This window comes from Mycolicibacterium sp. XJ662 (genome assembly GCF_053484035.1).
This window is the reverse complement of the sequence record NZ_JBEFTL010000002.1, coordinates 226,957-249,385: the sequence shown is the minus strand read 5'-3', so window position 1 is coordinate 249,385 and position 22,429 is coordinate 226,957. Positions and strand designations below refer to the sequence as shown.

General features: G+C 68.3%; 25 protein-coding genes and 1 pseudogene. 16 read left to right on the top strand and 10 right to left on the bottom strand.

Going from position 1 to position 22,429, the window contains the following annotated elements; translation table 11 throughout:
* Positions 1 to 2: 2 nt before the first annotated feature.
* Positions 3 to 4,499, bottom strand: coding sequence for an ATP-dependent helicase (locus tag ABQE93_RS08485; RefSeq protein WP_448406980.1), 4,497 nt, complete (start codon positions 4,497 to 4,499; stop codon positions 3 to 5).
* Positions 4,500 to 4,599: 100 nt separating this feature from the next.
* A complete protein-coding gene (locus tag ABQE93_RS08480; RefSeq protein WP_448406981.1) occupies positions 4,600 to 5,250 on the bottom strand; it encodes a TetR/AcrR family transcriptional regulator in 651 nt (216 codons plus the stop codon).
* A 104-nt stretch (positions 5,251 to 5,354) separates the two neighbouring features.
* Between ABQE93_RS08480 and ABQE93_RS08475 the strand changes: the two genes are divergently transcribed.
* The gene (locus ABQE93_RS08475; RefSeq protein ID WP_448393009.1) at positions 5,355 to 6,194 is read left to right on the top strand and encodes an SDR family oxidoreductase; all 840 of its coding nucleotides are present in this window, start codon (positions 5,355 to 5,357) and stop codon (positions 6,192 to 6,194) included.
* Here the strand turns inward: ABQE93_RS08475 and ABQE93_RS08470 are convergent.
* The gene (locus ABQE93_RS08470) at positions 6,191 to 6,745 is read right to left on the bottom strand and encodes a restriction endonuclease (protein ID WP_448406982.1); all 555 of its coding nucleotides are present in this window, start codon (positions 6,743 to 6,745) and stop codon (positions 6,191 to 6,193) included. The two genes, ABQE93_RS08475 and ABQE93_RS08470, sit on opposite strands and share 4 nt — an antisense overlap.
* A gap of 114 nt (positions 6,746 to 6,859) precedes the next feature.
* Here ABQE93_RS08470 and ABQE93_RS08465 point away from each other — a divergent pair, with 114 nt between their 5' ends.
* The 4 genes from ABQE93_RS08465 to usfY all read left to right on the top strand — a co-directional run bounded on the left by ABQE93_RS08465 (position 6,860) and on the right by usfY (position 8,991).
* Complete coding sequence (locus ABQE93_RS08465) at positions 6,860 to 7,540, top strand: PAS and ANTAR domain-containing protein (protein WP_448406983.1); 681 nt, start codon at positions 6,860 to 6,862, stop codon at positions 7,538 to 7,540.
* Between the two features lie 85 nt (positions 7,541 to 7,625).
* Positions 7,626 to 7,997: a hypothetical protein gene (locus ABQE93_RS08460; RefSeq protein ID WP_448406984.1), complete on the top strand. Its 372-nt coding sequence runs from the start codon at positions 7,626 to 7,628 to the stop codon at positions 7,995 to 7,997.
* On the top strand, positions 7,994 to 8,626 hold the full coding sequence (locus ABQE93_RS08455) for a flavodoxin family protein (RefSeq protein WP_448406985.1): 633 nt from the start codon (positions 7,994 to 7,996) through the stop codon (positions 8,624 to 8,626). Before ABQE93_RS08460 ends, ABQE93_RS08455 begins: the two co-directional genes overlap by 4 nt.
* A 56-nt stretch (positions 8,627 to 8,682) precedes the next feature.
* A complete protein-coding gene (usfY, locus tag ABQE93_RS08450) occupies positions 8,683 to 8,991 on the top strand; it encodes a protein UsfY (RefSeq protein ID WP_448406986.1) in 309 nt (102 codons plus the stop codon).
* 60 nt (positions 8,992 to 9,051) lie between these two features.
* Here usfY and mbp1 read toward each other — a convergent pair whose 3' ends face one another.
* The gene (gene mbp1, locus ABQE93_RS08445; protein WP_448406987.1) at positions 9,052 to 9,291 is read right to left on the bottom strand and encodes a microaggregate-binding protein 1; all 240 of its coding nucleotides are present in this window, start codon (positions 9,289 to 9,291) and stop codon (positions 9,052 to 9,054) included.
* Between the two features lie 198 nt (positions 9,292 to 9,489).
* On the opposite strand from mbp1, the pseudogene ABQE93_RS08440 reads away from it, so the two are divergent.
* The 9 genes and pseudogenes from ABQE93_RS08440 to ABQE93_RS08400 all read left to right on the top strand — a co-directional run bounded on the left by ABQE93_RS08440 (position 9,490) and on the right by ABQE93_RS08400 (position 17,599).
* Positions 9,490 to 9,908, top strand: a pseudogene (locus ABQE93_RS08440) (TspO/MBR family protein).
* A 222-nt stretch (positions 9,909 to 10,130) separates the two neighbouring features.
* The gene (locus ABQE93_RS08435) at positions 10,131 to 11,189 is read left to right on the top strand and encodes a polyprenyl synthetase family protein (protein ID WP_448406988.1); all 1,059 of its coding nucleotides are present in this window, start codon (positions 10,131 to 10,133) and stop codon (positions 11,187 to 11,189) included.
* Between the two features lie 15 nt (positions 11,190 to 11,204).
* Positions 11,205 to 12,722: a phytoene desaturase family protein gene (crtI, locus tag ABQE93_RS08430; protein ID WP_448406989.1), complete on the top strand. Its 1,518-nt coding sequence runs from the start codon at positions 11,205 to 11,207 to the stop codon at positions 12,720 to 12,722.
* Positions 12,719 to 13,675: a phytoene/squalene synthase family protein gene (locus ABQE93_RS08425; RefSeq protein ID WP_448406990.1), complete on the top strand. Its 957-nt coding sequence runs from the start codon at positions 12,719 to 12,721 to the stop codon at positions 13,673 to 13,675. Before crtI ends, ABQE93_RS08425 begins: the two co-directional genes overlap by 4 nt.
* A 2-nt stretch (positions 13,676 to 13,677) precedes the next feature.
* Entirely contained in the window at positions 13,678 to 14,013 is a 336-nt protein-coding gene (locus ABQE93_RS08420) for a lycopene cyclase domain-containing protein (protein WP_448406991.1), read from the top strand.
* Positions 14,010 to 14,339: a lycopene cyclase domain-containing protein gene (locus ABQE93_RS08415; protein ID WP_448406992.1), complete on the top strand. Its 330-nt coding sequence runs from the start codon at positions 14,010 to 14,012 to the stop codon at positions 14,337 to 14,339. Before ABQE93_RS08420 ends, ABQE93_RS08415 begins: the two co-directional genes overlap by 4 nt.
* On the top strand, positions 14,336 to 15,043 hold the full coding sequence (locus ABQE93_RS08410) for a class I SAM-dependent methyltransferase (protein WP_448406993.1): 708 nt from the start codon (positions 14,336 to 14,338) through the stop codon (positions 15,041 to 15,043). The genes ABQE93_RS08415 and ABQE93_RS08410 overlap by 4 nt, the downstream gene beginning before the upstream one ends.
* On the top strand, positions 15,040 to 16,581 hold the full coding sequence (locus ABQE93_RS08405) for an FAD-dependent oxidoreductase (protein ID WP_448406994.1): 1,542 nt from the start codon (positions 15,040 to 15,042) through the stop codon (positions 16,579 to 16,581). The genes ABQE93_RS08410 and ABQE93_RS08405 overlap by 4 nt, the downstream gene beginning before the upstream one ends.
* A complete protein-coding gene (locus ABQE93_RS08400) occupies positions 16,565 to 17,599 on the top strand; it encodes a Rieske (2Fe-2S) protein (protein WP_448406995.1) in 1,035 nt (344 codons plus the stop codon). Before ABQE93_RS08405 ends, ABQE93_RS08400 begins: the two co-directional genes overlap by 17 nt.
* Here ABQE93_RS08400 and idi read toward each other — a convergent pair.
* Positions 17,571 to 18,122 carry an isopentenyl-diphosphate Delta-isomerase gene (gene idi, locus ABQE93_RS08395; RefSeq protein ID WP_448407280.1) on the bottom strand — a complete coding sequence of 184 codons (552 nt, stop codon included), beginning with the start codon at positions 18,120 to 18,122 and terminating at the stop codon, positions 17,571 to 17,573. The two genes, ABQE93_RS08400 and idi, sit on opposite strands and share 29 nt — an antisense overlap.
* A gap of 89 nt (positions 18,123 to 18,211) precedes the next feature.
* Between idi and ABQE93_RS08390 the strand changes: the two genes are divergently transcribed.
* Positions 18,212 to 18,640: a hypothetical protein gene (locus tag ABQE93_RS08390; RefSeq protein ID WP_448406996.1), complete on the top strand. Its 429-nt coding sequence runs from the start codon at positions 18,212 to 18,214 to the stop codon at positions 18,638 to 18,640.
* A gap of 18 nt (positions 18,641 to 18,658) precedes the next feature.
* On the opposite strand, the gene ABQE93_RS08385 is transcribed toward ABQE93_RS08390, so the two are convergent.
* Genes ABQE93_RS08385 through ABQE93_RS08365 form a run of 5 tightly spaced genes read right to left on the bottom strand, consistent with a single transcriptional unit; the run spans position 18,659 to position 21,315 of the window.
* The gene (locus ABQE93_RS08385) at positions 18,659 to 19,003 is read right to left on the bottom strand and encodes a PRC-barrel domain-containing protein (RefSeq protein ID WP_448406997.1); all 345 of its coding nucleotides are present in this window, start codon (positions 19,001 to 19,003) and stop codon (positions 18,659 to 18,661) included.
* Positions 18,990 to 19,394, bottom strand: a complete 405-nt coding sequence (locus ABQE93_RS08380; RefSeq protein ID WP_448406998.1) for a PRC-barrel domain-containing protein — start codon at positions 19,392 to 19,394, stop codon at positions 18,990 to 18,992. The genes ABQE93_RS08385 and ABQE93_RS08380 overlap by 14 nt, the downstream gene beginning before the upstream one ends.
* On the bottom strand, positions 19,391 to 20,620 hold the full coding sequence (locus tag ABQE93_RS08375; RefSeq protein ID WP_448406999.1) for an Nramp family divalent metal transporter: 1,230 nt from the start codon (positions 20,618 to 20,620) through the stop codon (positions 19,391 to 19,393). Before ABQE93_RS08375 ends, ABQE93_RS08380 begins: the two co-directional genes overlap by 4 nt.
* Positions 20,620 to 21,084, bottom strand: coding sequence for a hypothetical protein (locus ABQE93_RS08370; protein ID WP_448407000.1), 465 nt, complete (start codon positions 21,082 to 21,084; stop codon positions 20,620 to 20,622). Before ABQE93_RS08370 ends, ABQE93_RS08375 begins: the two co-directional genes overlap by 1 nt.
* A 36-nt stretch (positions 21,085 to 21,120) precedes the next feature.
* Complete coding sequence (locus ABQE93_RS08365) at positions 21,121 to 21,315, bottom strand: hypothetical protein (RefSeq protein ID WP_448407001.1); 195 nt, start codon at positions 21,313 to 21,315, stop codon at positions 21,121 to 21,123.
* Positions 21,316 to 21,456: 141 nt separating this feature from the next.
* On the opposite strand from ABQE93_RS08365, the gene ABQE93_RS08360 reads away from it, so the two are divergent.
* The gene (locus tag ABQE93_RS08360; RefSeq protein WP_448407002.1) at positions 21,457 to 22,425 is read left to right on the top strand and encodes a glycosyltransferase; all 969 of its coding nucleotides are present in this window, start codon (positions 21,457 to 21,459) and stop codon (positions 22,423 to 22,425) included.
* The last annotated feature ends 4 nt before the right edge of the window (positions 22,426 to 22,429 follow it).

Genomic DNA, 22,429 nt, shown 5'->3' with positions numbered 1-22,429 from the left:
CGCTACCGCAGCCTCAAACCGCGTGGGGTGCGGGAGAACCCGGCGCCGGTCAACGCCTCGTGCACCGCCGCGCGCTGGCCCTCGGCGCCCGGTTCCAGCACGGAACTGCCGTTGACCTTCTCCACGAGCAGCGACGAGACCCGTCCGCTGCCGACCATGTCGGCCAGCGCGGCGGCGGCCGCGACGTGCGCTTCGGGATCGTCGCTGAAGCTCAACAGGGTCCGGCCCCCGCGTTCGAGGAACCACACCAGCTCCCCGTCGACGATCGCGACCAGCGCGCCGGCTTTGCGGCCCGGCCCCTGACCGGGCCACGGCAGCGCCGCCCCGTACGGGTTGGCCGGGTCCGCGGCGGCCAGCACGACCGCCGAATACTCGCGGCGATCAGGATCCACCCCGTCGAGGTAAGTGCGCAGCCGGTCCACCGTCGAAGCGACCGCGAACTGGGCCCCGCCCAACGATTCCACGAAGTAGCCGCGCTGACATCGGCCGGCGTCCTCGAACGCCGTCAGCACCTTGTAGAGCATCGCGAAGCCGCCGGGAACCTGCTCGGCGGCCACCGCGCCCTTGGTCAGCACCCCGTGGCGGCTGAGCAGCTGCTCGGCGCGAAAATGCGCGCGCACAGTAGATTCCGGCTCCACGGCGGGCAGCGCCGACCACCGCCCGGCCACGATCGGATCGGCGGTGCGGGTTTGGGCGTGCGCGACGCTGTAGCTGCTCAACCGCGGCGGCCGCGACCGTTGCCGGTGTGCAGGGGCGCCGCGCCGCCCGCCGCGTCGGGTGCCCGACAGCACGGCCCGCACCGGAGCGAACGTGTCGCCGCTGACCCAGCCGGCCCAGACCAGTTCCCACAGCGCGGTTTTGAGCTCATCGGTCGGGTTGGCGGCGAGCTGACGGAAAAAATAAGCGCCGCCGCCGTCGAGGGTCTCCAGGATCGCGCGGTGCTGGTCGGTGAACTCGATCTGCGCCGGCGGGCTCAGCGTCATCGGCGCCGACTCGGCTTGGTGAAACGCCACCCAGCCGTCGCTGGCGCCGATCTGACCGGCCCCCGACCAGATAACCTCGCCGGAGGCGAGCAGTTCGTCGAGCATCGCCGGCTGGTAGTCGCGCACCCGTTGGCCGAACACCAGCGCTTCGACCGCCGATGCGGGCAGCGGCACCCCGGCGAGTTGGTCGATGACGGCGGCCAACCCGTCGACGCCCGTGTTGTGCGACCCGACCTGATGCCACGACGGCAGGAACCGGGCGTAAGCGGTGGTGCTGACCGGCTCGACCTGGGCCCGCAGCGCGGCCAGCGACCGTCGTCGCAGGATCTTGAGAACTTCGGCGTCACACCACTGTTCGCTGTCGCTGGCGTCGGTGAACTCACCGCGGATCAGCTTGCCGTCGATCGCCATCCTGCTCAGCACGTCGGCGGTGACCCGCAGCCCGAGCCCGAAGCGGGCCGCGGCGTCTGCGGTGGTGAAAGGGCCGTGCGTACGCGCGTAGCGGCCGAGCAGTTCCCCGAGCGGGTCGGCGACCGAGTCGGTGAACGCCGCGGGCACACCGACGGGCACCGCGACCCCGATACCGTCGCGCAGCAGGCCGATGTCTTCGACGGCCACCCACCACGTCTGGTCGGCGAACGTGACCGTCAACGCACGCTTGGCGGCGCGCAGGCCGTCGAGCCAACCGCCCACGTCGTCGGTGGTGGCGCGCTCGGCGACCTCCCGTTCGGTCAGCGGACCCAGCAGCCGCAGCAGGTCCGCGACGGCCTCGGCGTCACGCGCCCGGCGGTCCTCGGCCAGGTGCTGCAGTTGGCGCGTCGTCGTGACGATGACCTGGGGATCGAGCAGCTCGCGCAGTTCCACCCGGCCCAGCAGCTCGGCCAGCAGCACGCTGTCCAACGACAGCGCCGCCGCGCGCCGCTCGGCCAGCGGGCTGTCGCCTTCGTACATGAACGCGCCGACATAGCCGAACAGCAGCGACGCCGCGAACGGTGACGGGGTGACGGTCTGGACCTCGACGATGCGCAGCCGGCGCTGCGCCACCCGCTGCATCAGCTCGGTCAGCGCCGGCACGTCGTAGGCGTCCTGGAGGCATTCGCGCACCGCCTCCAGCACGATCGGGAAGTCCGGATACTTGTGTGCGACATCCAGCAGCTGCGCGGCGCGCTGGCGCTGATGCCACAGCGGGGAACGTTTACCCGGGTGGCGACGCGGCAGAAGCAAAGCGCGGGCGGCACATTCGCGGAACCGCGACGCGAACAGCGCCGAGCCGCCCACCTCGGCGGTGACGATCGGCTCGATCTCGTCGGCGTCGAACACGAACAGGTCGGCGCCGGGGGCGGCGTCGTCGGTGTCGGGCAGCCGCACGATGATGCCGTCGTCGGAGGCCGTCGGCTTCTCCTCGATGCCGTAGCGGTCCCGCAGCCGGCGCCCGAGCGCCAACGCCAGCGGACCGTGCACCCGAAGCCCGTAGGGGGAGTGCAGGATCACCCGCCAGTCGCCGAGTTCGTCGCGGAACCGCTCGACCACCAACGTCGCGTCCGAGGGCACGACGCCCGTAGCCTGACGCTGATCGTCGAGCAGCCGCCACAGGTTGTCCGTGGCGAAATCATCGAGACCCATTGTGCGGCAGTGGGTGTCGAACTCATCGCGGCCCAGCTGGGACAGCTCGCGGGTGAACTGGCCCACCGCGGCGCCGAGTTCGGCGGGCCTGCCGACCCCGTCGCCGCGCCAGAACGGAAGCCGGGCCGGCTGCCCGGGCGCGGGGATCACCAGCACCCGGTCGTGGGTGATCTCGGTGATGCGCCAACTGGTCGCGCCCAACGAGATGACGTCACCGGGCCGGGACTCGTAGACCATCTCCTCGTCGAGTTCGCCTACCCGCGAAGGTTTTTCGGAGTCGGTGGCCAAATAGACGGTGAACAGGCCGCGGTCGGGAATGGCGCCGCCGGAGGTGACCGCGAGCCGCTGCGCACCGGGCCGGGCCGTCAGCGTGCCGGTGTCGCGGTCGTAGACCAGGCGGGGTCGCAACTCGGCGAACTCGGTGGACGGGTACTTGCCCGACAGCAGGTCCAGCGTGGCCTCGAACGCGCTGCGCGGCAATGTCGTGAACGGGGCGCTGCGCCGCACCGTATTGAACCAACCGTCGGCGTCGAGCGGTTCCAACGCGCACGCGGCCACCGTGTGCTGTGCCAGCACGTCGAGCGGATTGGTCGGCACCCGCATGCTCTCGATCTCCCCGGCGCGCATCCGTTTGACCGTGACCGCGCAGCCGATCAGGTCCGTGCGGTGTTTGGGGAACAGCACGCCCTGGGAGATCTCACCGACCTGGTGGCCGGCGCGGCCGATGCGCTGAAGGCCGCTGGCCACCGACGGCGGCGACTCGACCTGGACCACCAGATCGACCGCGCCCATGTCGATGCCCAACTCCAGGCTGGAGGTCGCGACGACCGCCTTGAGCCGCCCGCTTTTGAGGTCGTCCTCGACCTGCGCGCGCTGCTCCTTGCTGACCGATCCGTGGTGGGCGCGGGCGAGCAGCGTCGGAGCGCCGTAGGACGCGCCGCTGGCCATCAGTTGGGCGGGCGCGCCGGCGCCGACCTGCCGGTTGTGCTCGTCGGGCACGTCGACGCCGAGGCGTTCGGCGTGGATCTCGTTGAGCCGCGAGGTCAGCCGCTCGGCGAGGCGGCGCGAGTTGGCGAACACGATCGAGCTGTTGTGCGTCTCGATCAGGTCGACGATGCGGTGCTCGACGTCAGGCCAGATGGTGTTGTTCTCCAGGTCGGCCATATCGGGAACGGGCACCTGGACCGACAGGTCGAAGGTCTTGGCCGCCGCCGGCGCGACGATGGTCGTGCGCTGCTGACCGGACAAGAACCGCGCCACCTCCTCGGGTGGGCGCACGGTGGCGGACAGCCCGATGCGTTGGGCGGGCTTGTCGTTGAGCTGGTCGAGCCGCTCCAGCGACAGCGCCAGATGCGCGCCGCGCTTGGTGCCCGCGACGGCGTGCACCTCGTCGACGATCACCGTCTGGACGTCGGCCAGCGTTTCGCGCGCCGACGACGTCAGCATCAGGAACAGCGACTCGGGCGTGGTGATCAGGATGTCCGGCGGCCGAAGGATCAGCTCACGGCGTTGTTTGGGTGGGGTGTCGCCGGAGCGCACGCCGACGGTGACGTCGGGTGCGGGCATGCCGCGCCGCTCGGCCACCCGGCCGATGCCGGTCAGCGGGGTGCGCAGGTTGCGTTCGACGTCGACGGCCAGCGCCTTGAGCGGCGACACGTACAGCACCTTGGTGCCTGCTTCCGCCCGCCGCGGTTCGGCGACCGCGAGCTGGTCGATCGCCCACAAAAACGCGGCGAGCGTCTTACCCGACCCGGTCGGCGCGATGACCAGCGTGTTGTCGCCGTCGGCGATGGCCGCCCAGGCCTGGTCCTGCGCGGGCGTGGGCTCGGCGAACGTGCCCGCGAACCACTCCCTGGTCAACTCGCTGAACCGGGTCAGCGCGGTGGAGCTCATCTACCCATCGTGCCAACGGGGTCCGACACCTTTTGCCTCGAGCGCACGGTTCATACCCGCGAACGTCGAGTAGGCCCGTCAACAACCGTGCGCTCGGCGGCTATCGGTGCTGGTCGGTGACCGCGTCGGCCAGCTCGGTGGGGATGCCTGGCAGCCGCTGAATCGCGTCGAGCAGGGCGTGCGCGCAGGCCGCGGCCACCTGGTCGACGTCGACGGAGGGTTCCAGCACGTGCTGACGACACATCTCGAAGGTGAACGCCAGCCAGCCGTAGACCCGGATGCACAGGTCGCGCTCCACCTTGGCGTCCAGCTCGACACCGCCGGCGTCACGGATCCGCGCGAGGATCCGGTTGGCCTGGCGTTCGTTGTCGACGTCCTCGATGCCCCGCAGCACCGGATCGTGGCGGCCCATCCCCACATACGTCGCCCACGCGCCGTACGGGTTCTCCTCGTCGTAGCGCAGGTAGGCCAACACACCCTCACGCAGCTGGTCGAAGAGGCTCTGGCCCGGCTTCGGCGGGGTGTTGGTGGCCTCGAAGAGCCGTTCGCCCTCCGCGCGCACGACGGCAGCGAAAAACGCGCGCTTGTCGGGGAAGTAGTGATACATCAGGGCGCGGGAAACACCTGCGCGTTCGGCGATCTCGTCGATGCGGACCTCGTCGTAGGGCCGTTGTCCGAACACCTCGGCGCCGAGCGCCAGCAGTTCGTTTCGCCGGTCGTCGGGGGAGAGCCGGCGCCTGGGTTCGGACATGCCGACATCTTAATTGACACATGTGCAACAAGCGCAGCGGTTTGCCGGGCCCGGCGTGGGTATTCCGTGTGCTCATCCAACACTACGGAGGAGGGCGGTCGCACGTGGGCTTTCCTGAACAACAACAGCCACCACCCGGTGTCCAAGCCAAGATGGACCCCGTACCGGATTGCGGCGAGACGAGCTACCGCGGTTCGGGTCGGCTCGAGGGCAAACGCGCCATCATCACCGGCGGGGACAGCGGAATCGGTCGCGCGGTCGCGATCGCCTACGCCCGCGAGGGCGCCGACGTGCTGATCGCCTACCTCAACGAGGACGAGGACGCCAAGGATGTCGAGCGTTATGTGCGCGATGCGGGCCGCAAGTGCGTCCTGATGCCCGGCGACCTGTCCGACCCGGCGCACTGCCGCGCGGTGGTCGACAAGGCCGTGCAGGAGTTCGGCGGCATCGATGTGCTGGTCAACAACGCCGCCTACCAGATGACGCACGACACCCTCGACGAGATCAGCGACGAGGAGTGGGATTACACGTTCCGCCTCAACATCGGCGCCTACTTCTACCTCGTGAAGGCGGCGCTGCCGCACATGGGCGCAGGCGCGTCGGTGATCGGCAGTTCCTCGGTGAACTCCGATATGCCCAACCCGAAGCTGGCGCCGTACGCGGCGACGAAGGCCGCGATCGCGAATTTCTCGGCCAGCCTCGCCGAGATGCTCGGCGAGAAGGGGATCCGCGCCAACAGCGTTGCGCCGGGCCCGATCTGGACCCCGCTGATCCCGTCGACGATGCCGCCGGAAAAGGTCAAGCAGTTCGGTGAGAACACCCCGCTGGGCCGCGCCGGCCAACCGGTCGAGCTGGCGCCGGTCTACGTGATGCTGGCCTCCGACGAGGGCAGCTATGTGACCGGGGCGCGGATCGCGGTCACGGGCGGGCGGCCGATGCTCTAGCCGATCTCCGTCGACGCTGCAGGCTGGGTGAGCCGACGGATCGTGGCGGGCAGCCGGCGTAGCTCTGCGCCGCTGACCAACTCGCAACCGTGCAACTCCGCGAGTTTGCGTGCCGCAGCGGTGAAGTCGTTGTTGGTGACCACCAGGGTCTTGGCGCAGTCCTGCATCGGCGCGCCGGCCACCACCTCCTGAACCGCGGCCGTGCCGACGGGGCGTGACTGGCGCTTGCATTGGATGGCCAGCCGGTTCGGCCGTGTGCCGACGATGATGTCGACGCCCCAGTCGCCGGTCAGCGACGTCATGATGACCGGCTGCCCGCAGGATCGAGCAATCCGCGCCACGTGGTCTTCGAACTCGGTGCCCGACATGGCATCCGCCGGGTCGGTCGCGGTCCGAAGCCCGGTGAATGCACCTGCGAGAAACGCGGGCGCGGCAGCCAGAAGCACCGGCGCGAACACGCCGACCACGATGCTCCAGGCGACGTCGAAACCCAGCAAATAGGCGGCGGTCCCAGAGACGATGCCCGTGAACAGATACACCTTGACCCGCACAGCCGCATGGTAAGCGCGAGCCCGGACATTTCCGGGTCTGCGCGCCCCGGTCCACATTACGAAGTTTGAACAGGTCCGATGCCTGGGCGCCTGAACAGGGCTAATCTAACTGGCATGACGGATGAGCTGGTCGAGTTCGAAGGGCAAACGTCCGCCGAGCATGCCCTCGCAGGCGGCGACCCGCAGCGCGTCGGCTGGTTCCGCTTCTACTTCGCCGACGAGCGGTGGGAGTGGTCACCGCAAGTGCAACGGATGCACGGGTACGAGCCGGGGACCGTCGAGCCGACCACCGATCTCGTGCTGTCGCACAAACATCCCGAGGACTACCGTCAGGTCGCCGCCACGCTGGAGGAGATTCGGCGCACCGCCGGCGCCTTCTCCACCCGCCACCGCATCATCGACACCCATGGCGAGACGCACCACGTCGTCGTGGTCGCCGACCAGATCGTCGACGACGCCGGCGAAGTGATCGGCACCCAGGGCTTCTACGTCGACGTGACGCCGGCGATGACCGAGCATCAGAACAAGATGGTCACCGCAGCGGTCGCCGAGATCGCCGAGGCGCGCAGCGTCATCGAACAGGCCAAAGGCATGTTGATGCTCGTTTACCGAATCAATGCCGAATCCGCGTTCGAACTGCTCAAGTGGCGCTCGCAGGAGACCAACACCAAGCTGCGGCTCCTCGCCGAGCAAATCGCCAAGGACTTCCTGGAGCTCAACTACGACGAAGAGCTGCCGCCCCGGTCCAGCTACGACCGACTGCTGTTGACCGCGCATAACCGCGTCGAAGCCTGAGGTTTACCCGGCTGAGACGCCGGGAATGTTTTCCCCGTCGCCGTGGGACGGCGCTCGCGAACAGCGAACCGGGGAGATACAGGCAGTGCACCAGCATCCAGGCGAATTGCGCCACGTCGATTCGACAACGCGCGACGCGATCCGATTCACGGTGCTCGTCGGGGTGGCCGGTATCGCGTACCTGGTCACCGCCGCGGTATGGCTGAGCACCTGCTCAGGAGCGACTTTCGACACGTTGGCCTGCGGCGCACCGCAGCGCGCCCTGCTGACGCTCGGTGCGCCCGCCATCCTGCTGCTCGGCGCGCTGCGCGCGTTCGTCCGCACCTACCAGGCGTGGCGAAGGCGCGAGTCGTTCTGGGCGTGGCAAGGCGCGGGCTGGATCCTGCTCACCCTGGCATTGCTCGTCGTGGTACTGAGCACGCCGTCGCTGACCGGGCCGGCGGTGTTGGGCCTATGAGCACACCGACCGACACCCAACGGCCGCTGACCGCCGTGGCGTTGGTGTGCAGCCTCAAGCCCAGCCCCGCGTCGTCGAGCAGCGAGCTGATGGCCGAGCACATCTGCGAACAACTTCGCGGCGCGGGTGTGCGAACCGAGATCCTGCGGGCGGTGGACTACGCGATATCGCCTGGCGTGGAGGCCGATATGGGCGACGGTGACCAGTGGCCGCAGATTCGGCAGAAGCTGATCGACGCCGACATCATGGTGCTCACCACCCCGGTTTGGGTCGGGCATCCGTCGAGCGTCGCGCAGCGCATACTGGAGCGCCTCGACGCCGAGCTGTCCACCACCGACGACGCCGGACGTCCGGTCATGGTCGGCAAGGTGGCGGTGGTCGGGGTCGTCGGCAACGAGGACGGCGCACACAAGATCATCGCGGACATGTTCCAGGGGCTCAACGACATCGGGTTCTCCCTTCCGGCGCAGGGCGGAACCTACTGGACCGGCGAGGCGATGCAGTCCACGGACTACCAGGATCTGGACGAGGTGCCCGAGCCGGTGGCCAAGACAACCGCGGGCCTGGGGCGCAACGCAGCACACCTGGCCAACCTGCTGCGCGATGATCAATATCCGCCGTACCAGTGACGTCGGCGTTTCTTTCCCAGCGCGGTCGGGTAGTTCTAGCCGGGAGAGGAGTAGCCATGAAAAGCCCGAACGATCCTGTCGATCACTCCCGGACCACGCGTCCACATGCCGGCGAGACCATGAAAGACACCAAGAACATGCCGGCGCTCGTGGTGCTCGGCCTGGCGCTGGTCGCCTTCGTCGCCGCCTTGGCCGCGCACGCGACCACCCACCACACCGTGGGCGTCACGCTGGGCTGTATTTCCGCGGTCCTGTTCATCGTGTCGTTTGGCTGGTTCGCGATCGAACACCTTCGGGTGCGAAAGATCGAAGACCGTTGGTATGCAGAGCATCCCGACTCAAAGCGGCAACGACCCAGCAGCTGACCCGACAGCAAAGAGGCCCAGCCGGATCCGCCGGCTGGGCCTCTTTCTGTGGTGTGCTTACTAGCGCTGTTCGTTCTCCTGGCGCTCTTCAGCAGCCTTGGCGCCGCCTCGGGCCGATTCGGCCTCGGCTTCCTTCTTGGCGGCGTCCTGCTGGGCGTCGGCCTTGTCCTGCTGGGCCTTGCCCTCACGCACCATGTCGTCGCGGCCGGTCACCGTGCCAACCGTTTCCTTCGCTTTACCCTTCACGTCCTCGACGGCACCCTTGATGCCTTCTTCAGGACCGCTGTTCTTTTCTGTCATTGGTCGCCTTTCCCCGTTGTGCAGTGGGTCGGTCTTGCCCTTTGCAGGGCTGAACGGGGGGATTTCCCCACGCTGTTGTGGGGTTCCCTGGCCGTCGACGGGCTAAACGCGGCGGGAGTCGAACGCACATGGTCTGGGTACTCAGCACGCAGCGCGCCAACGAGCGTTTGTCATCACCCTTCATAGAACGGAGTTACGTTGCGTATCAAGACACTTGGGGCGGCCGCAGCCGCGGTCACCGCCACCGCCCTCGTCGGCGGCGCGGCAACGGGACCGAACGCGCGGTCATCGTGGTTCAAGAAGCTGCGCAAGCCGCCGTACCAGCCGCCGAGCACCGTGTTTCCGATCGTGTGGCCGCTGCTCTACACCGATATCGCCCTGGTCTCGGGGCTCACCTACTGCTCAACGCGGGTTGGTCCTGGGTGTTCTTCAGCCAGCGTCGGCTGGGCCTGGCCGCGATCACCGCGGGTGCCCTGACGGCAAGCAGCGCCGATCTCACGCGCAGGGCCGTGGCAGCCAGCGGCAAGAGCGCGTTGTCGCTGACGCCCTACCCGGCCTGGTGTGCGTTCGCGACCGCGCTGTCCACCCAGATCTGGTTGCTCAACCGACGCCGGTGATGCGATAACTGTTGGCGCACACCAGTATCCGTTCCGCGGGCACCGTCGCGCCGTCGGGTGACCGGGGCGCATCCACCGGCGCCCGGTGAGAGAACAGCGGCAGGAACCGGTTCGGCGGTTCATTTCTCGTCGAAGTGGGTAGTGAAGTCAACGCCGGACGAGAAAAAGGACCGAACGTTGAGTGTAGGTGACGCAGGAATATGCGCCCTTGCCTCGGCGCCGGTGTCCTCTGCCTCGTGGCGCGCCAGCGTGCGCAACGCCGTCTCGGAGGCGGTGACGAGCTTCGTCGCCGACCACGGTGCCGATCAGCTCGGTAAGACCGGCGTCGAGATCACCGGCGACGTCTTGCGGGGCTTTCTCACCGGCGGCAAATGCCTGCGTTCGACGTTTATGTATCTGGGCTGGTTGTGCGGCCAGGACGAGGACCCCGCGGCGCTGCGGGCGGCGGCCAGCTTGGAGTTGCTGCACGCGTTCGCCCTGCTACAGGACGACGTCATGGACAGCGCCACGCTGCGGCGGGGCCGTCCGGCCGCCCACGTGACCTTCGCGGGCTGGCACCGCGAGCGGGGGCTGACCGGATCGTCGGACCGTTTCGGGGAGTCGGCCGCCGTCCTGCTCGGCGACCTGTGCCTGGTGTGGGCCGAACAGATGTGGCGGGAAAGCGGCGTGGCGACCGCGGCGCTGTCCCGCGCCTGGCCCCGATACGACGCGATGCGCAGCGAACTCGCGGTCGGCCAGTTCGCCGACCTCGTCAACGACGCGGCAGGCTTTCCCACCTTGGACCAGGTGCTCGACGTGTCACGACGCAAATCGGGCAACTACACGGTGCGCAGACCGCTTGAGATCGGTGCCGCGCTGGCGGGATGCTGTCCAGCCGTGCTGGCCGCGCTCGGCGTCTACGGCAAGGCGATCGGCGAAGCGTTCCAGATGCGTGACGACCTGCTCGGGGTCTTCGGGTCGGAGTCGGTGACCGGAAAGCCGGCCGGCGTCGATCTGTTCGAGCGCAAAGCGACCAGCGTCGTGGTATCGGCCTACCACCTCGCCGATGCCCCGCTGCGCCGCGAGTTGGCCGCGTTGATGCGCGCACCACACGTCGGCGAGACCGATATCGACCGGTGGCGCGACCTGATCGCTGCCACCGGAGCCGTTCGGTGGATCGAGCAGATGATCGACCAACGGGTGTGCCGGGCGCTGGAGGGCATCCGAACGCCCGAGATCAGCGGGCACGTGCAAAAAGCGTTGGTCGACATGGCCACAACGTGTACGTCACGAGCGGCATGAGGGTGGTGAAAACGCATGCGGACCGTCGGCGGTAGCTGCGAGCGCGTCGTCGTGGTGGGCGCGGGGCTGGCCGGGCTGTCGGCGGCCCTGCAGCTCGCAGGCCGGGGCCGCGCGGTCACCGTCGTCGAACGCGGTATGCACCCGGGCGGCCGGGTCGGGCGGATGGATGTCGACGGGTACCGGCTCGACACCGGTCCGACCGTGCTGACGATGCCCGACATCATCGAAGACGCCTTCGCCGCCGTGGGCGAGTCGATGGCTGAGCGGCTCGAGTTGATGCCGGTGCGCCCCGCCTACCACGCGTCGTTCGCCGACGGCAGCGGTATCGACGTGCACAGCGACACCGCTGCGATGGCCGCCGAGGTGGAGCGGTTCGCAGGGCCCGCCCAAGCCGAAGGCTATGTGCGGCTGCGGAACTGGCTCACCCGGCTGTACCGCGTCGAGTTCGAGGGGTTCATCGCGGCCAACTTCGACTCACCGCTGTCGCTGCTGACGCCACAGTTGGCGCGGCTGGCCGCGATCGGCGGCTTCCGGCGCTGGGACCGCATGGTGCGGCGGTTCATCTCCGACGAACGGCTGCGGCGGGTATTCACCTTCCAGGCGCTCTACGCCGGCGTCCCACCGCAGCGGGCACTGGCCGTGTACGCCGTCATCGCCTACATGGACACCATCTCCGGCGTCTACTTTCCGCGCGGAGGTATGCGGGCGCTACCCGACGCGCTGGCCGCCGCGGCATCCGATGCCGGCGTCGAGTTCCGGTACGGCGCCGCGGTTTCGAGCTTGGCGCACCGCGGCGACCGGGTGACCGCGGTACACACCGACACCGGCGAGGCCATCGCGGCCGACGCGGTGGTGCTGACGACCGAACTTCCCGACACCTACCGGTTGCTCGGGCGCACGCCGCGGCGGTTGCTGCGGTTGCGGCCCGCCCCCTCAGCGGTCGTCGCGCATGTCGGTTGCGCGGCAGCGCGAACCGGCGCGGCGGGCCCAGGTCACCACACCATCGTCTTCGGCGAGTCGTGGGATCAGACCTTCCGCGACATCATCGACGACGGACAAGTGATGGCCGATCCGTCGCTGCTGGTGACGCGGCCGACCGCCAGTGATCCGAGCCTGGCGCCCGCCGGACGCGACCTGCTCTACATCCTCGCGCCCGCGCCGAACACCGCTGTGGGAAAAGTGGATTGGGGCCGGGCTGGCAGCGCATACGTCGATGAGATGCTCGACCGAACCGTCGAGCGGCTACCGCATCTGGGCGGCGACGCCGAGATCCTGCACGCGGTGGACCCCGCCGGTTGGGAGCGGCAAGGTATGGCCGCAGGCACGCCGTTCGCGCTCTCGCACACCTTCGCCCAGACCGGGCCGTTTCGGCCGGCCAACATCGTCCGCGGCATCGACAACGTCGTGCTCGCCGGATCGTCGACAGTGCCGGGTGTCGGGGTGCCGACAGCCCTGCTGTCCGGTCGGTTGGCCGCCGACCGGATCACCGGGGTACCGACCCGGCCAAAGAGTTCACAGGTGGTGCAGACATGATCAGTTCCGAACTGGACGCTGCCGGCGTCCGAGACCCGGCACTTCGTGACGCCTATCGATGCTGTCGCCGGCTCAACGCCGAACACGGCCGGACGTTCTTTCTGGCCACCCGCCTCCTTGCCCCCGAACAACGCCCCGCCGTGCATGCGTTGTACGGCTTCGCCCGACGCGCCGACGACATCCTCGACGACTTCGATCCGCAGCTGACGACCGCCGAGCGCGCAGAGCGGTTGCAACGCTTGGCGACCCAGCTGTTCTCGCGTATGGCTTCCGGTGGCCCCCCGGCAGAAGAGGACGACGATCCCGCGCTGACCGCGGTGGTGGACAGCGCACGCAAGTACAACATTCCATGGGAGTTGTTCGACGACTTCCTGAACTCGATGCGGATGGACCTGACCGTCACCGACTACGCGAACCGGGCTGCGCTGGACCGCTACATGCACGGCTCCGCCGAGGTGATCGGGCTGCAGCTGCTGCCGGTCCTCGGCACGGTCAGCTCACGTGAGGAAGCCGAGCCGTACGCCGCCGCGCTCGGAAAAGCCTTCCAGCTCACCAACTTTCTACGCGATGTCGATGAAGACCTGCAGCGCGGACGGGTATATCTGCCGGCCGACGAGTTGGCCGCCCACCGCGTCGACCGCGATGTGCTGTCGTGGTGCCACGATCATCGCCGAACCGATGTGCGGGTACGTCGTGCGCTGGTCGAACAACACGCCACCACCCGGCGCACCTACGAGTATGCGCAGCAAGGCATCGCGCTGCTGTCGCCGCGGTCTCGGCCCTGCATATCGGCGGCGCTGACGCTGTACTCACAGATACTCGACCGTATCGAGGACATCGACTTCGCGATCTTCAGCCAACGCGCCGCGGTCGGCAACGGCAGGCGCATCCGCGTCGCCGCGGCCGGGCTGGTCAACGCGTGGCGAACCCGGTTACGAGAGAACAGGGTCTAGACGTGGACCGTTGGCATTACCTGCTCGTGCTTGCCGCATGCCTGGCGATCACCGCGCCGCTGGAGTTCTTCGGCGCCGGCGTCTACCGGCGCGCGTGGCGGGCGGCGGCGGCGATCCTGCCGGTGGCGGCCGTGTTCGTGTTCTGGGACGTGGTGGCCATCCTCGCGGACGTGTGGACGTACAACCCGCTGTACGTGACCGGTGTCGAACTGGCCGGCATCATGCCGCTGGAGGAACTACTGTTCTTCTTCGTGATACCGCTGTGCGGGTTGCTCACCTACAACGCCGTCGACACGATCCTGCAACGTGTGAAGCGTAAGTCGGTGCACTCGTCATGACGGGTCTGGGCTACACGCTTCCGGCGGTGCTGGCGGCGATCGCGGTGTGCCTGTGGGAGATCGGGATCTTGCGCACCGGGTTGTTCCGGCGGCCGGCGTACTGGCTGTCCATGGCGATCGTGCTGGGCTTCCAGATCCCCGTCGACGGCTGGCTGACCAAACTGAGCGCACCGATCGTCATATACGACGAGCAGCACACCAGCGGTCTGCGATTTCCGTTCGACATCCCGGTGGAGGACTTCCTGTTCGGTTGGGCGTTGGTCACCGCCGTGCTGCTGCTGTGGGAGCGTCAGCGGCTGCGTGATCATCAGGAGGACACGGTATGAGCATCCGGGGCGATGTGCCCGCGGCGTTCGACGCGGCGGCCGGCACCTACGACAAGTTGGTCGACGCCAATCCCGGATATCACAGCCATCTGCGGTTGTCGGCGCGGCGGATGAAGCTGGCGGACAACGGCCGCGGGTTGCGGCTGCTCGACGCCGGTTGCGGCACCGGTGCGTCCACCGCGGCGCTGCTGCATGTCGCACCACGGGCCGAGATCGTCGCCGTGGACGGCTCGGCGGGCATGCTGGCCCAAGCCCGCGCCAAGCGGTGGCCGACGTCGGTGCGGTTCGTGCACAGTCGCATCGAGACGCTCGCCGATGCCGGCGTAGCGGGCCCGTTCGACGGCATCTTCGCGGCATACCTGCTGCGCAACCTCGCCGACCCGGATGCCCAATTGCAGGCCTTCCTGGCGCTGCTGGCGCCCGGCGGCACGCTGGCCGCCCATGAGTACTCCGTGCGCGACTCGCGGTTCGCCACCGCCGTATGGAATGCGGTCTGCGCGACGATCATCATCCCCAGCGGCAAGATCCGCAACGGCGACGCATCGTTGTACACCTACCTGCGGCGCAGCGTGAACCGCTTCGACGGCGCTCAGCAGCTACGGGACCGGTTGCGCACCAACGGGTTCACCGACGTGCGCAGCCACACCATGCCCGGGTGGCAGCGCAATATCGTGCACACGTTCCTCGCGAAGGCCCCGGCATGACCGATCCGCGGCGCGTCACGCTCACCGCACCGGCGGGTGCGGAAACTGCTGCGGCGCTGGGCGTCACACCGCGCGTGGTGGTCGTGGGCGGCGGCATCGCCGGGCTGGCCGCGGCCAGCGGGCTGGCCGAACGCGGCGTTCGTGTCGACGTCGTCGAACGCGAACCGTATCTGGGCGGCCGGGTCGGCGGCTGGACCGACACGCTCGACGACGGCACACCGGTCGCGATGAACCGCGGCTTCCACGCATTCTTCCGCCAGTACTACAACCTGCGAAAGCTGCTGCGCCGCATCGACCCGGCGCTGTCGATGTTGACGCCCGTGGAGGACTACCCGCTGGTCGACGCGCACGGTCGCCAAGACACGTTCCGCGGTCTGCCGCGGACCCCGCCGCTCAACGCGCTGGCATTCGCGATGCGCAGCCCCACCTTCCGGCTGCGAGACCTGATCCGCCTCAACGCGCGTGCCGCTGCACCCCTGGCCGCGGTGTCGGTGCCCGAGACCTATCACCGCCTCGACCACGTCGACGCCGAAACCTTCCTGCGCGCGATCAACTTCCCGGAGGCCGCGCGGCATCTGGCGTTCGAGGTGTTCTCCCGAAGCTTCTTCGCCAAACCCGCAGAGCTGTCGGCCGCCGAACTGGCCACCATGTTCCACATCTATTTCCTGGGCTCCAGCGAAGGGCTGGTTTTCGACGTCGCGACCGCGAACTTCGATGTCGCGCTGTGGGATCCGCTGCGCGACTACCTGGAGGCCCGCGGTGTCAGATTCCATACCGGTGCGGCGGTGACCGAACTGCGAGCCGGCAGCACGTTCGAGATCCGTTGCGAATCGGATGCCGTTCTCGATGCCGACGGCGTGGTGCTGGCCGTCGAGGTCGGCGCGCTGCAAAGGATCGTCGCCAATTCACCGGATCTGGGCAACGAGGCGTGGCGCAACCGGATCGCCGCGCTGGGCACCGCGGCGCCCTTCGTGGTACAGCGGCTGTGGCTGGACGGTCCGGTGCGGCCCGAGCGGGCGGCGTTTCTGGGCACCGGCGGCCTCTCACCGCTGGACAACGTGAGCGTGCTCGAGCGCTACGAGCGCGAGGCAGCCGACTGGCACACCCGCACAGGCGGTTCGGTGGTGGAACTGCACGCCTACGCCGCCGACGGCCAAGACGACCACGCGGTCGAAGAGCAGCTCCGCAAGCGGCTGCACGAGCTGTACCCGGAAACCAGCGAGATGCGCGTGATCGGCGAACGTGTCCTGCGCCGCGACGACTGCCCGCGTTTCGCCCCAGGCGATTTCGCCGGTCGCCCGCCCGTCACGACGCCACATGATGCGCTGGTGCTGGCCGGTGACGGTGTCCGCATCGATCTGCCGGTCGCACTGATGGAGCGCGCGGCGACCACCGGGTGGACCGCGGCCAACCATCTGTTGGCGCGCTTCGGCATCACGGGACACACCCTGCACACCGTCCCGACGCAGGGCCGCTCGGCGGTGCTGCGCCGCCTTGCCACAAGCGAAAGGCGCACCAGCGATGAGCGTGGCGGCTGAGATGCGTTCGAAACTGTCGAAAACCTGGCCATTTCAGCTGCTTCCGCCATCGCGGTGGTCGGCGCAGCAGCCCACCCACCGCGACGCGTCACCGGCCGTCATCGCTTCTGCACTGCGGCGGTCGCAGGCCCGCCGCAGCGGAAACTGGTACGCGTTTGCCGCCAGTGACAGCATCGGGCGCGGTCCGCTGGGCACCGTTGTCGCGGGCCGCGAACTTGTCGCGTGGCGCGGCACCGACAACGCCTTGCATGTGGGCCCGGGCGCCTGCCCACACCTGGGCGCCGACCTGTCGACCGGAAAGGTCGACGACGGCGCGCTGATCTGCGCCTGGCACGGGCTGCGGCTGTCGGGTGGTCGCCAATCCGGTTGGGCCCCTTATCAGGCGTACGACGACGGCGTGCTGGCTTGGGTGCGCCTCGACGCCGTCGGCGGGGAAACCCCGACGGAGCGGCCGGTGCTGCCCGAACGACCCGACGGCGCCCGGATGCACGCCGTCACCCGCCTGGTCGGCACCTGCGAACCGCGCGACGTCATCGCGAACCGGATGGACCCGTGGCACGGGGCATGGTTTCACCCGTACTCGTTCACCAAGCTGGAAGTGCTGTCCTCGCCGCCGGTGGGCCACGACATCTGCGACACGTCAGACCGCTTTCTGGTCGCGGTGACCTTCCGGATCGGCCGGTTCGGCGTTCCCGTGGTGGCCGAGTTCACCAGCCCCGAACCGCGGACCATCGTGATGCGGATCCTCGACGGCGAGGGCGCGGGAAGCACCGTGGAAACGCACGCCACCCCCCTAGGGAACGGGCCAGACGGGCTACCCCGCACGGCGGTGATCGAGGCCGTCCTCGCCCACTCCGACCGACCGGGTTTCGCGCATGCACTGCGGGCCGCGCCGCTGATCACCCCGCTGATGAGGCAGGCCGCGACGCGGCTGTGGCGAGACGACCTGGCCTACGCGGAACGGCTGTACGCGCTGCGGCGCTCGCACCTCATCCGCGATCACGATCCGGACAGTTAGCCCCGTCCAGCAGCGGCACCTGCTCGGCCGCCCACGGGCTGATCAGCCACGGCAGCGCCGCCGCGGATCGAAGATCAGACCACCGCACCCACCGCCACTCCATGACCTCGTCGGGGTCGGCCTGCACGGGCTCGTCGGTGCGTGCGTAGAACACCGGGCAGATTTCGTTCTCCACGGTGCCATCGGCCGCCACCGCCCGGTAGCGAAATTTCGGCAGCACGCATCGCAACGCCGCGAGCGACAGGCCGAGTTCCTGCCGTGCGCGGCGGCGCACCGCGTCATCGACGGGCTCGGAAGGCCTCGGATGCCCGCAGAACGAGTTGGACCACACCCCGGGCCAGGTGAGTTTGCCGAGCGCACGCCTGGTCAGCAGGACACGGCCGTCGGCGTCGAACACATAGCAGGAGAAGCCCAGATGAAGCGGTGTGGCGCGGTGATGTATGGCCGACTTCGCCGCGGTGCCCACCTGTTGCCCGGCTTCGTCGACCAACACCACCAGATCTTCGCCGGTGGTCACCGTCATTTCCGTCACCACCTACTTCTACCCGTCGCAGCGAAAACGATGCGGTTTGCTCCGATGCAATCCGACACGCAATGGGTATCACACCTTTCATGACCGAACTGCAAGCAAAGAAGGGCCGGCGGCCCGAGGGGTGCGACGATGCGACCGTCGAGGCCGTCGGCGCGGTGTCGGAGGCCCTGGAATGCGTTGAACGCGCCCGCGGTGACCTGTACTCGTTTCACCAGTTGATCGGGCATGCCGACCTGCTGCTTGGCGAGGCGTGCGACAAACTGCGCTCGGCGGGCCATGACGCGGTCGCGGATCGGCTGGAGGCCGAAGTCGTGGGCCGAAACGTCCTCTACGGCCGGTGGACATTTCAGATCGTCGAGGACTTCGACGACAACTACTGGTCGGTCTTTCGTCAACACGAGCGGCAAGTGCGTGACGAACTGCAGGACGGCCAGCGCCACGTCTTCGAGGAGGAGATGAAGGATCGGCGCCGCACCGACGGGCGCCGGGGCCACGAACGCCGGCCGTGACCGCCCGGTAACGCGCGGTCAGTCGTATTCGGTCGGCAGCGTCGCCGAGTAGCGGGTGTAGCCCGGGCGCAGGGTGACGTGGTCGGCGCTGAACCGGCCGATATCCTCCCAGGCTGCCAAGAACGTTCCGCGGTGTCCCCAACGCAGCAGCGCCGCAATCATTTTCGGTCCGTTGACGTCGACGCGTTCATAGCCGAGAAACGATCCCTTGCTGTGCGGGCTGACCACCAGCCCGAGCACCCGCGGCGTCGGCGGGTCGTTTTCGGGGTCACCGGCCACCGTCAGACGCACATCGACGACGGTACCCACCGGGTGCGAGCCCGCGTCGATGACCCGCAGCCCCAACAGATTACTCAGCTGCATGCCGGCCTCCCGGAATGTGTTTGACGATGCGGTCGCGCAGCCAGCGCTCCACCCACCCGACGTCGAAGCGCATGTCGGTGGGCTTGAGCTTCACGGTGATGCCGACGGATTGGACCAGTTGCCATGGGATGTCCTGCAGGTGCGAGCGCGGCGGTGTGCCTCCGAAAATGCGGGTGGCCACCACCTGTCCCGACAGCAGCGCGCTCACTCGGGGCGCATCGGAGCCCGGCGCGATGTCCTGGTCGACGTCGATGCCGGTCAACTCCAGGTCGTCCACGATGCCGATCGGGTCGCCGTTGTCGTCGACGAGCTGGCGGTCCAACAGTTGCAGGCGCGCGTCGAGCGCAGCGCCGCGGTGTCGTTTGATCGGAAGTTCGGTGCGGTCGGTCATTGTCCGGCTCCTGTGACGATCATCAGCGGAATCGCCGTCAACGATGCGGCAAGGATGATGACGAGATATACCGAGCCGAGGGCGTTGAGCACCCTGCCGTTGGTCCGTGCGCCCATATAGGCCGGATCGTTGGCCACGACCAGGATCGGCAGGTACGTCAGCGGCAGCGCGATCGCGGAGAACACCACCGAGTACTCGGTGACCAGAATCGGATCCACGCCGGTGAACAACACCGCGACGGCCGCAACGATGGCCACGAACATCAGGACGTGAAAGCGCGCCGCCTCGTCGGGACGCCGGAACTTGCCCCACGGCCAGCCCAGATACTGCGCGACCGTGTACCCGGACGACAGCGCCGTCTCCAGCGCTGCGCCGAAGGTGGCGGCCACGATGCCGGCGATCGCGAAAGCCAATGCCAGCTTCCCGCCCGCCGCCACCACCGGCATGACGACCTGTGACAGTGATGTCACCGCGATCTGGCTGGGCAGCAAGACAATCGCCGCGCCCGCGGCAACAGCGATCGACAGCAGCCCGCCGAACGGAAAGCCCACCATGACGTTGAAGCGGGCCACGCCAAGGTCTTTCGGGGTCCAACGCTCTTCCACCGCGCCCGAGGAAAAGAAGAACACCTCATAGGGCGTCATCGCCGCACCGAACAGCGCGATGGCGAAATACCAGTAGGTCGCCGCGGATTCGGACTCCGGGATCGTCGGCGAGGTGGCCTGCTGGGCCAGGTTCGACCAGTCCGGGCTCAGCATGAACACCGCGACGGCGAACACGATCAGGCACAGCCCCATCAGGCCGGCCACGTTCTCCATGATCTTGAACTTGACGCGCCAGATCACCACCCACACCGCGAACGCGGCGACCGGAAACCACATCATCGGCCCGACGTCGGTGGCGAGCTGCAGCGCCAACGCGATACCGCCGATCTCGGCCGTCAACGTCATCAGCGTGATGAAAAACGATGCGCCCAGGTTCGCCGCGGCCGTCCGCGGCCCCAGCCGCTCCCGGATGATCTCGAACGTGGCCCTACCGCTGACCGCCGCTACCCGGCCGGCCATTTCGGCGAACAGGCAGATCCCGATGACCCCGACCACCACCACCCAGGCCAGCGACAAACCGAACCGGGAGCCGACGACCGCGTTCATGACCAGATCGCCGATGTCGAGGAACCCGCCGATCGCGGTCAGGATGCCCAGCGCCACTGCGAAAAACTTGGCCATCAGCGGTATCCGGACTCCAAGGCGTGCGATGTCCCGATCAGCTCGGCGCGCACGGCGGCGACGGTGGGCTCTGTGGTGACCCCGCGCAGGGCGGCCGACGCGGCGTTGAGCTGAGCGAGGATTTGCGTCATCGACGCGGTCAGCAACCGTTGCCGGCGTAGATCGACCGGATCCTCGGCCCGCAGATCGGCTATTCCGTTGTAGGCCTTGGCCACATCGTTGCGTGCATCGCTGATCTGCACGCTGGTTAGTTGTGTCGTCGAGCGGCCCTGGGTCCACAGATCCAACGCCAGCACTCCGCTGCGCGCCGCCGAGGTGGTCTCCTCCATCGCCTGGGCGAGCTGACCGGGCATACCGTCGCGGTTGGCCGGGCAGCGCGTCAACAGCAGGGCCAGCCCGATGATCACCACGGTGAGCAGCACCACCCGAGAGATACGCCGTAGACGCTCATCCAGTGGTGTCATCGCGGCCTCCGCGAGCCCGGTCTGCTCGTTGTGGTCCTACCCCTCGAGTTCCGGGTCTAGGTCGACGCTGAGCTGCTGCTCGTGCCAGTCGGAGGCACTGGATTCCAACGGCACACCTTGACCCAGGTCCTCGGGAGCATCCTCGTCGTCGGGCGTCGGATCGGCGGGACGCTGCTGCTCCACCGCATCGGCCTCGGGCACGTCGTAGGGAATCTTTTCGCTGTCCGGCATACCGACCAGATTACCCGCACGTGAGTACCGAAAATCTTGTCCGCGGAGCCGCCGGTACACGATGCGAAAGATCGTCGGTACAGATAGCGAAGAGTCGTAAAGAACCGTTTTCCCAGCGAAGTACTCGGGTAAGCGGCGGTCATGTTCGATCTCACGACTGCGCGCTCCGTGTTGGTGTGGCACGTGCACGGGTCGTGGACGGAGGCGTTCGTCGCGGGCCGACACCACTATCGGGTCCCCTACACGCAGAACCGCGACGCAGCCGGTCGCGGGCTGTGCGGCAGGAGTTGGCTACGTGCACAGGAGATTTCGGCTTCCGCGCTGGCCGACGAAGACATTGATCTGGTGGTGTTGCAGCGGCCCGAGGAACTCGAGCTGGCCGCGCGCTGGCTGGGCCGCAGGCCGGGAATCGACATCCCCGCCGTCTACGTCGAGCACAACGCGCCCCGGCCGTTCGCCGTCGACAGCGTTCACCCGCTTGCCGAACGCGACGACATCCCCATCGTGCATGTCACCGACTTCAACCGGTTGATGTGGGACAACGGCATCGCACCGACCCGCGTGATCGCCCACGGGATCGCCGACCCGGGGCCTTGCTACACCGGCGAGATCCCGGCCGCCGCGACCATGATCAACGAACCTGTCCGGCGGGGCCGCACGGTGGGCACCGATCTGCTGTTGTCACTCGGCGCCCGCGTTCCGATCGACGTGTGGGGCATGGGCACCGGCATGCTCGCCGACGGCGGCGGGCACGTGCGCGGTAGGGGCGACGTCCCGACCGCGACGCTGCTGCCCGAGGTGGCCCGGCGCCGGGTGTTCCTGCACACCGCGCGATGGACGTCGCTGGGCCTGTCGCTGGTGGAGGCCATGCACCTCGGCATGCCGGTGGTCGCGGTGGCCTCGACGATGGCCCCGCTGACGGTGCCCGCCGAGGCGGGCGTGGTCAGCGCTGACGTCGACACGCTGGCGGATGCGCTCGAGGAGTTCATCGCCGACCGGCCGGCAGCGGCCGCCGCCGGTAAGGCGGCTCGCGACTACGCGATGGCGCACTTTTCGCTCGAACGTTTCCTGCGCGAGTGGGACGACGTCATCGGCGACATCTGCCAATGAAGAC

Coding starts and splice junctions, on each gene's coding strand:
- ABQE93_RS08485 (WP_448406980.1), bottom strand. CDS start 4,499: ATGAGCTCCACCGCGCTGACCCGGTTCAGCGAGTTGACCAGGGAGTGG.
- ABQE93_RS08480 (WP_448406981.1), bottom strand. CDS start 5,250: ATGTCCGAACCCAGGCGCCGGCTCTCCCCCGACGACCGGCGAAACGAA.
- ABQE93_RS08465 (WP_448406983.1), top strand. CDS start 6,860: ATGACGGATGAGCTGGTCGAGTTCGAAGGGCAAACGTCCGCCGAGCAT.
- ABQE93_RS08455 (WP_448406985.1), top strand. CDS start 7,994: ATGAGCACACCGACCGACACCCAACGGCCGCTGACCGCCGTGGCGTTG.
- usfY (WP_448406986.1), top strand. CDS start 8,683: ATGAAAAGCCCGAACGATCCTGTCGATCACTCCCGGACCACGCGTCCA.
- mbp1 (WP_448406987.1), bottom strand. CDS start 9,291: ATGACAGAAAAGAACAGCGGTCCTGAAGAAGGCATCAAGGGTGCCGTC.
- crtI (WP_448406989.1), top strand. CDS start 11,205: ATGCGGACCGTCGGCGGTAGCTGCGAGCGCGTCGTCGTGGTGGGCGCG.
- ABQE93_RS08425 (WP_448406990.1), top strand. CDS start 12,719: ATGATCAGTTCCGAACTGGACGCTGCCGGCGTCCGAGACCCGGCACTT.
- ABQE93_RS08415 (WP_448406992.1), top strand. CDS start 14,010: ATGACGGGTCTGGGCTACACGCTTCCGGCGGTGCTGGCGGCGATCGCG.
- ABQE93_RS08410 (WP_448406993.1), top strand. CDS start 14,336: ATGAGCATCCGGGGCGATGTGCCCGCGGCGTTCGACGCGGCGGCCGGC.
- ABQE93_RS08405 (WP_448406994.1), top strand. CDS start 15,040: ATGACCGATCCGCGGCGCGTCACGCTCACCGCACCGGCGGGTGCGGAA.
- ABQE93_RS08400 (WP_448406995.1), top strand. CDS start 16,565: ATGAGCGTGGCGGCTGAGATGCGTTCGAAACTGTCGAAAACCTGGCCA.
- idi (WP_448407280.1), bottom strand. CDS start 18,122: ATGACGGTGACCACCGGCGAAGATCTGGTGGTGTTGGTCGACGAAGCC.
- ABQE93_RS08390 (WP_448406996.1), top strand. CDS start 18,212: ATGACCGAACTGCAAGCAAAGAAGGGCCGGCGGCCCGAGGGGTGCGAC.
- ABQE93_RS08385 (WP_448406997.1), bottom strand. CDS start 19,003: ATGCAGCTGAGTAATCTGTTGGGGCTGCGGGTCATCGACGCGGGCTCG.
- ABQE93_RS08380 (WP_448406998.1), bottom strand. CDS start 19,394: ATGACCGACCGCACCGAACTTCCGATCAAACGACACCGCGGCGCTGCG.
- ABQE93_RS08375 (WP_448406999.1), bottom strand. CDS start 20,620: ATGGCCAAGTTTTTCGCAGTGGCGCTGGGCATCCTGACCGCGATCGGC.
- ABQE93_RS08370 (WP_448407000.1), bottom strand. CDS start 21,084: ATGACACCACTGGATGAGCGTCTACGGCGTATCTCTCGGGTGGTGCTG.
- ABQE93_RS08365 (WP_448407001.1), bottom strand. CDS start 21,315: ATGCCGGACAGCGAAAAGATTCCCTACGACGTGCCCGAGGCCGATGCG.
- ABQE93_RS08360 (WP_448407002.1), top strand. CDS start 21,457: ATGTTCGATCTCACGACTGCGCGCTCCGTGTTGGTGTGGCACGTGCAC.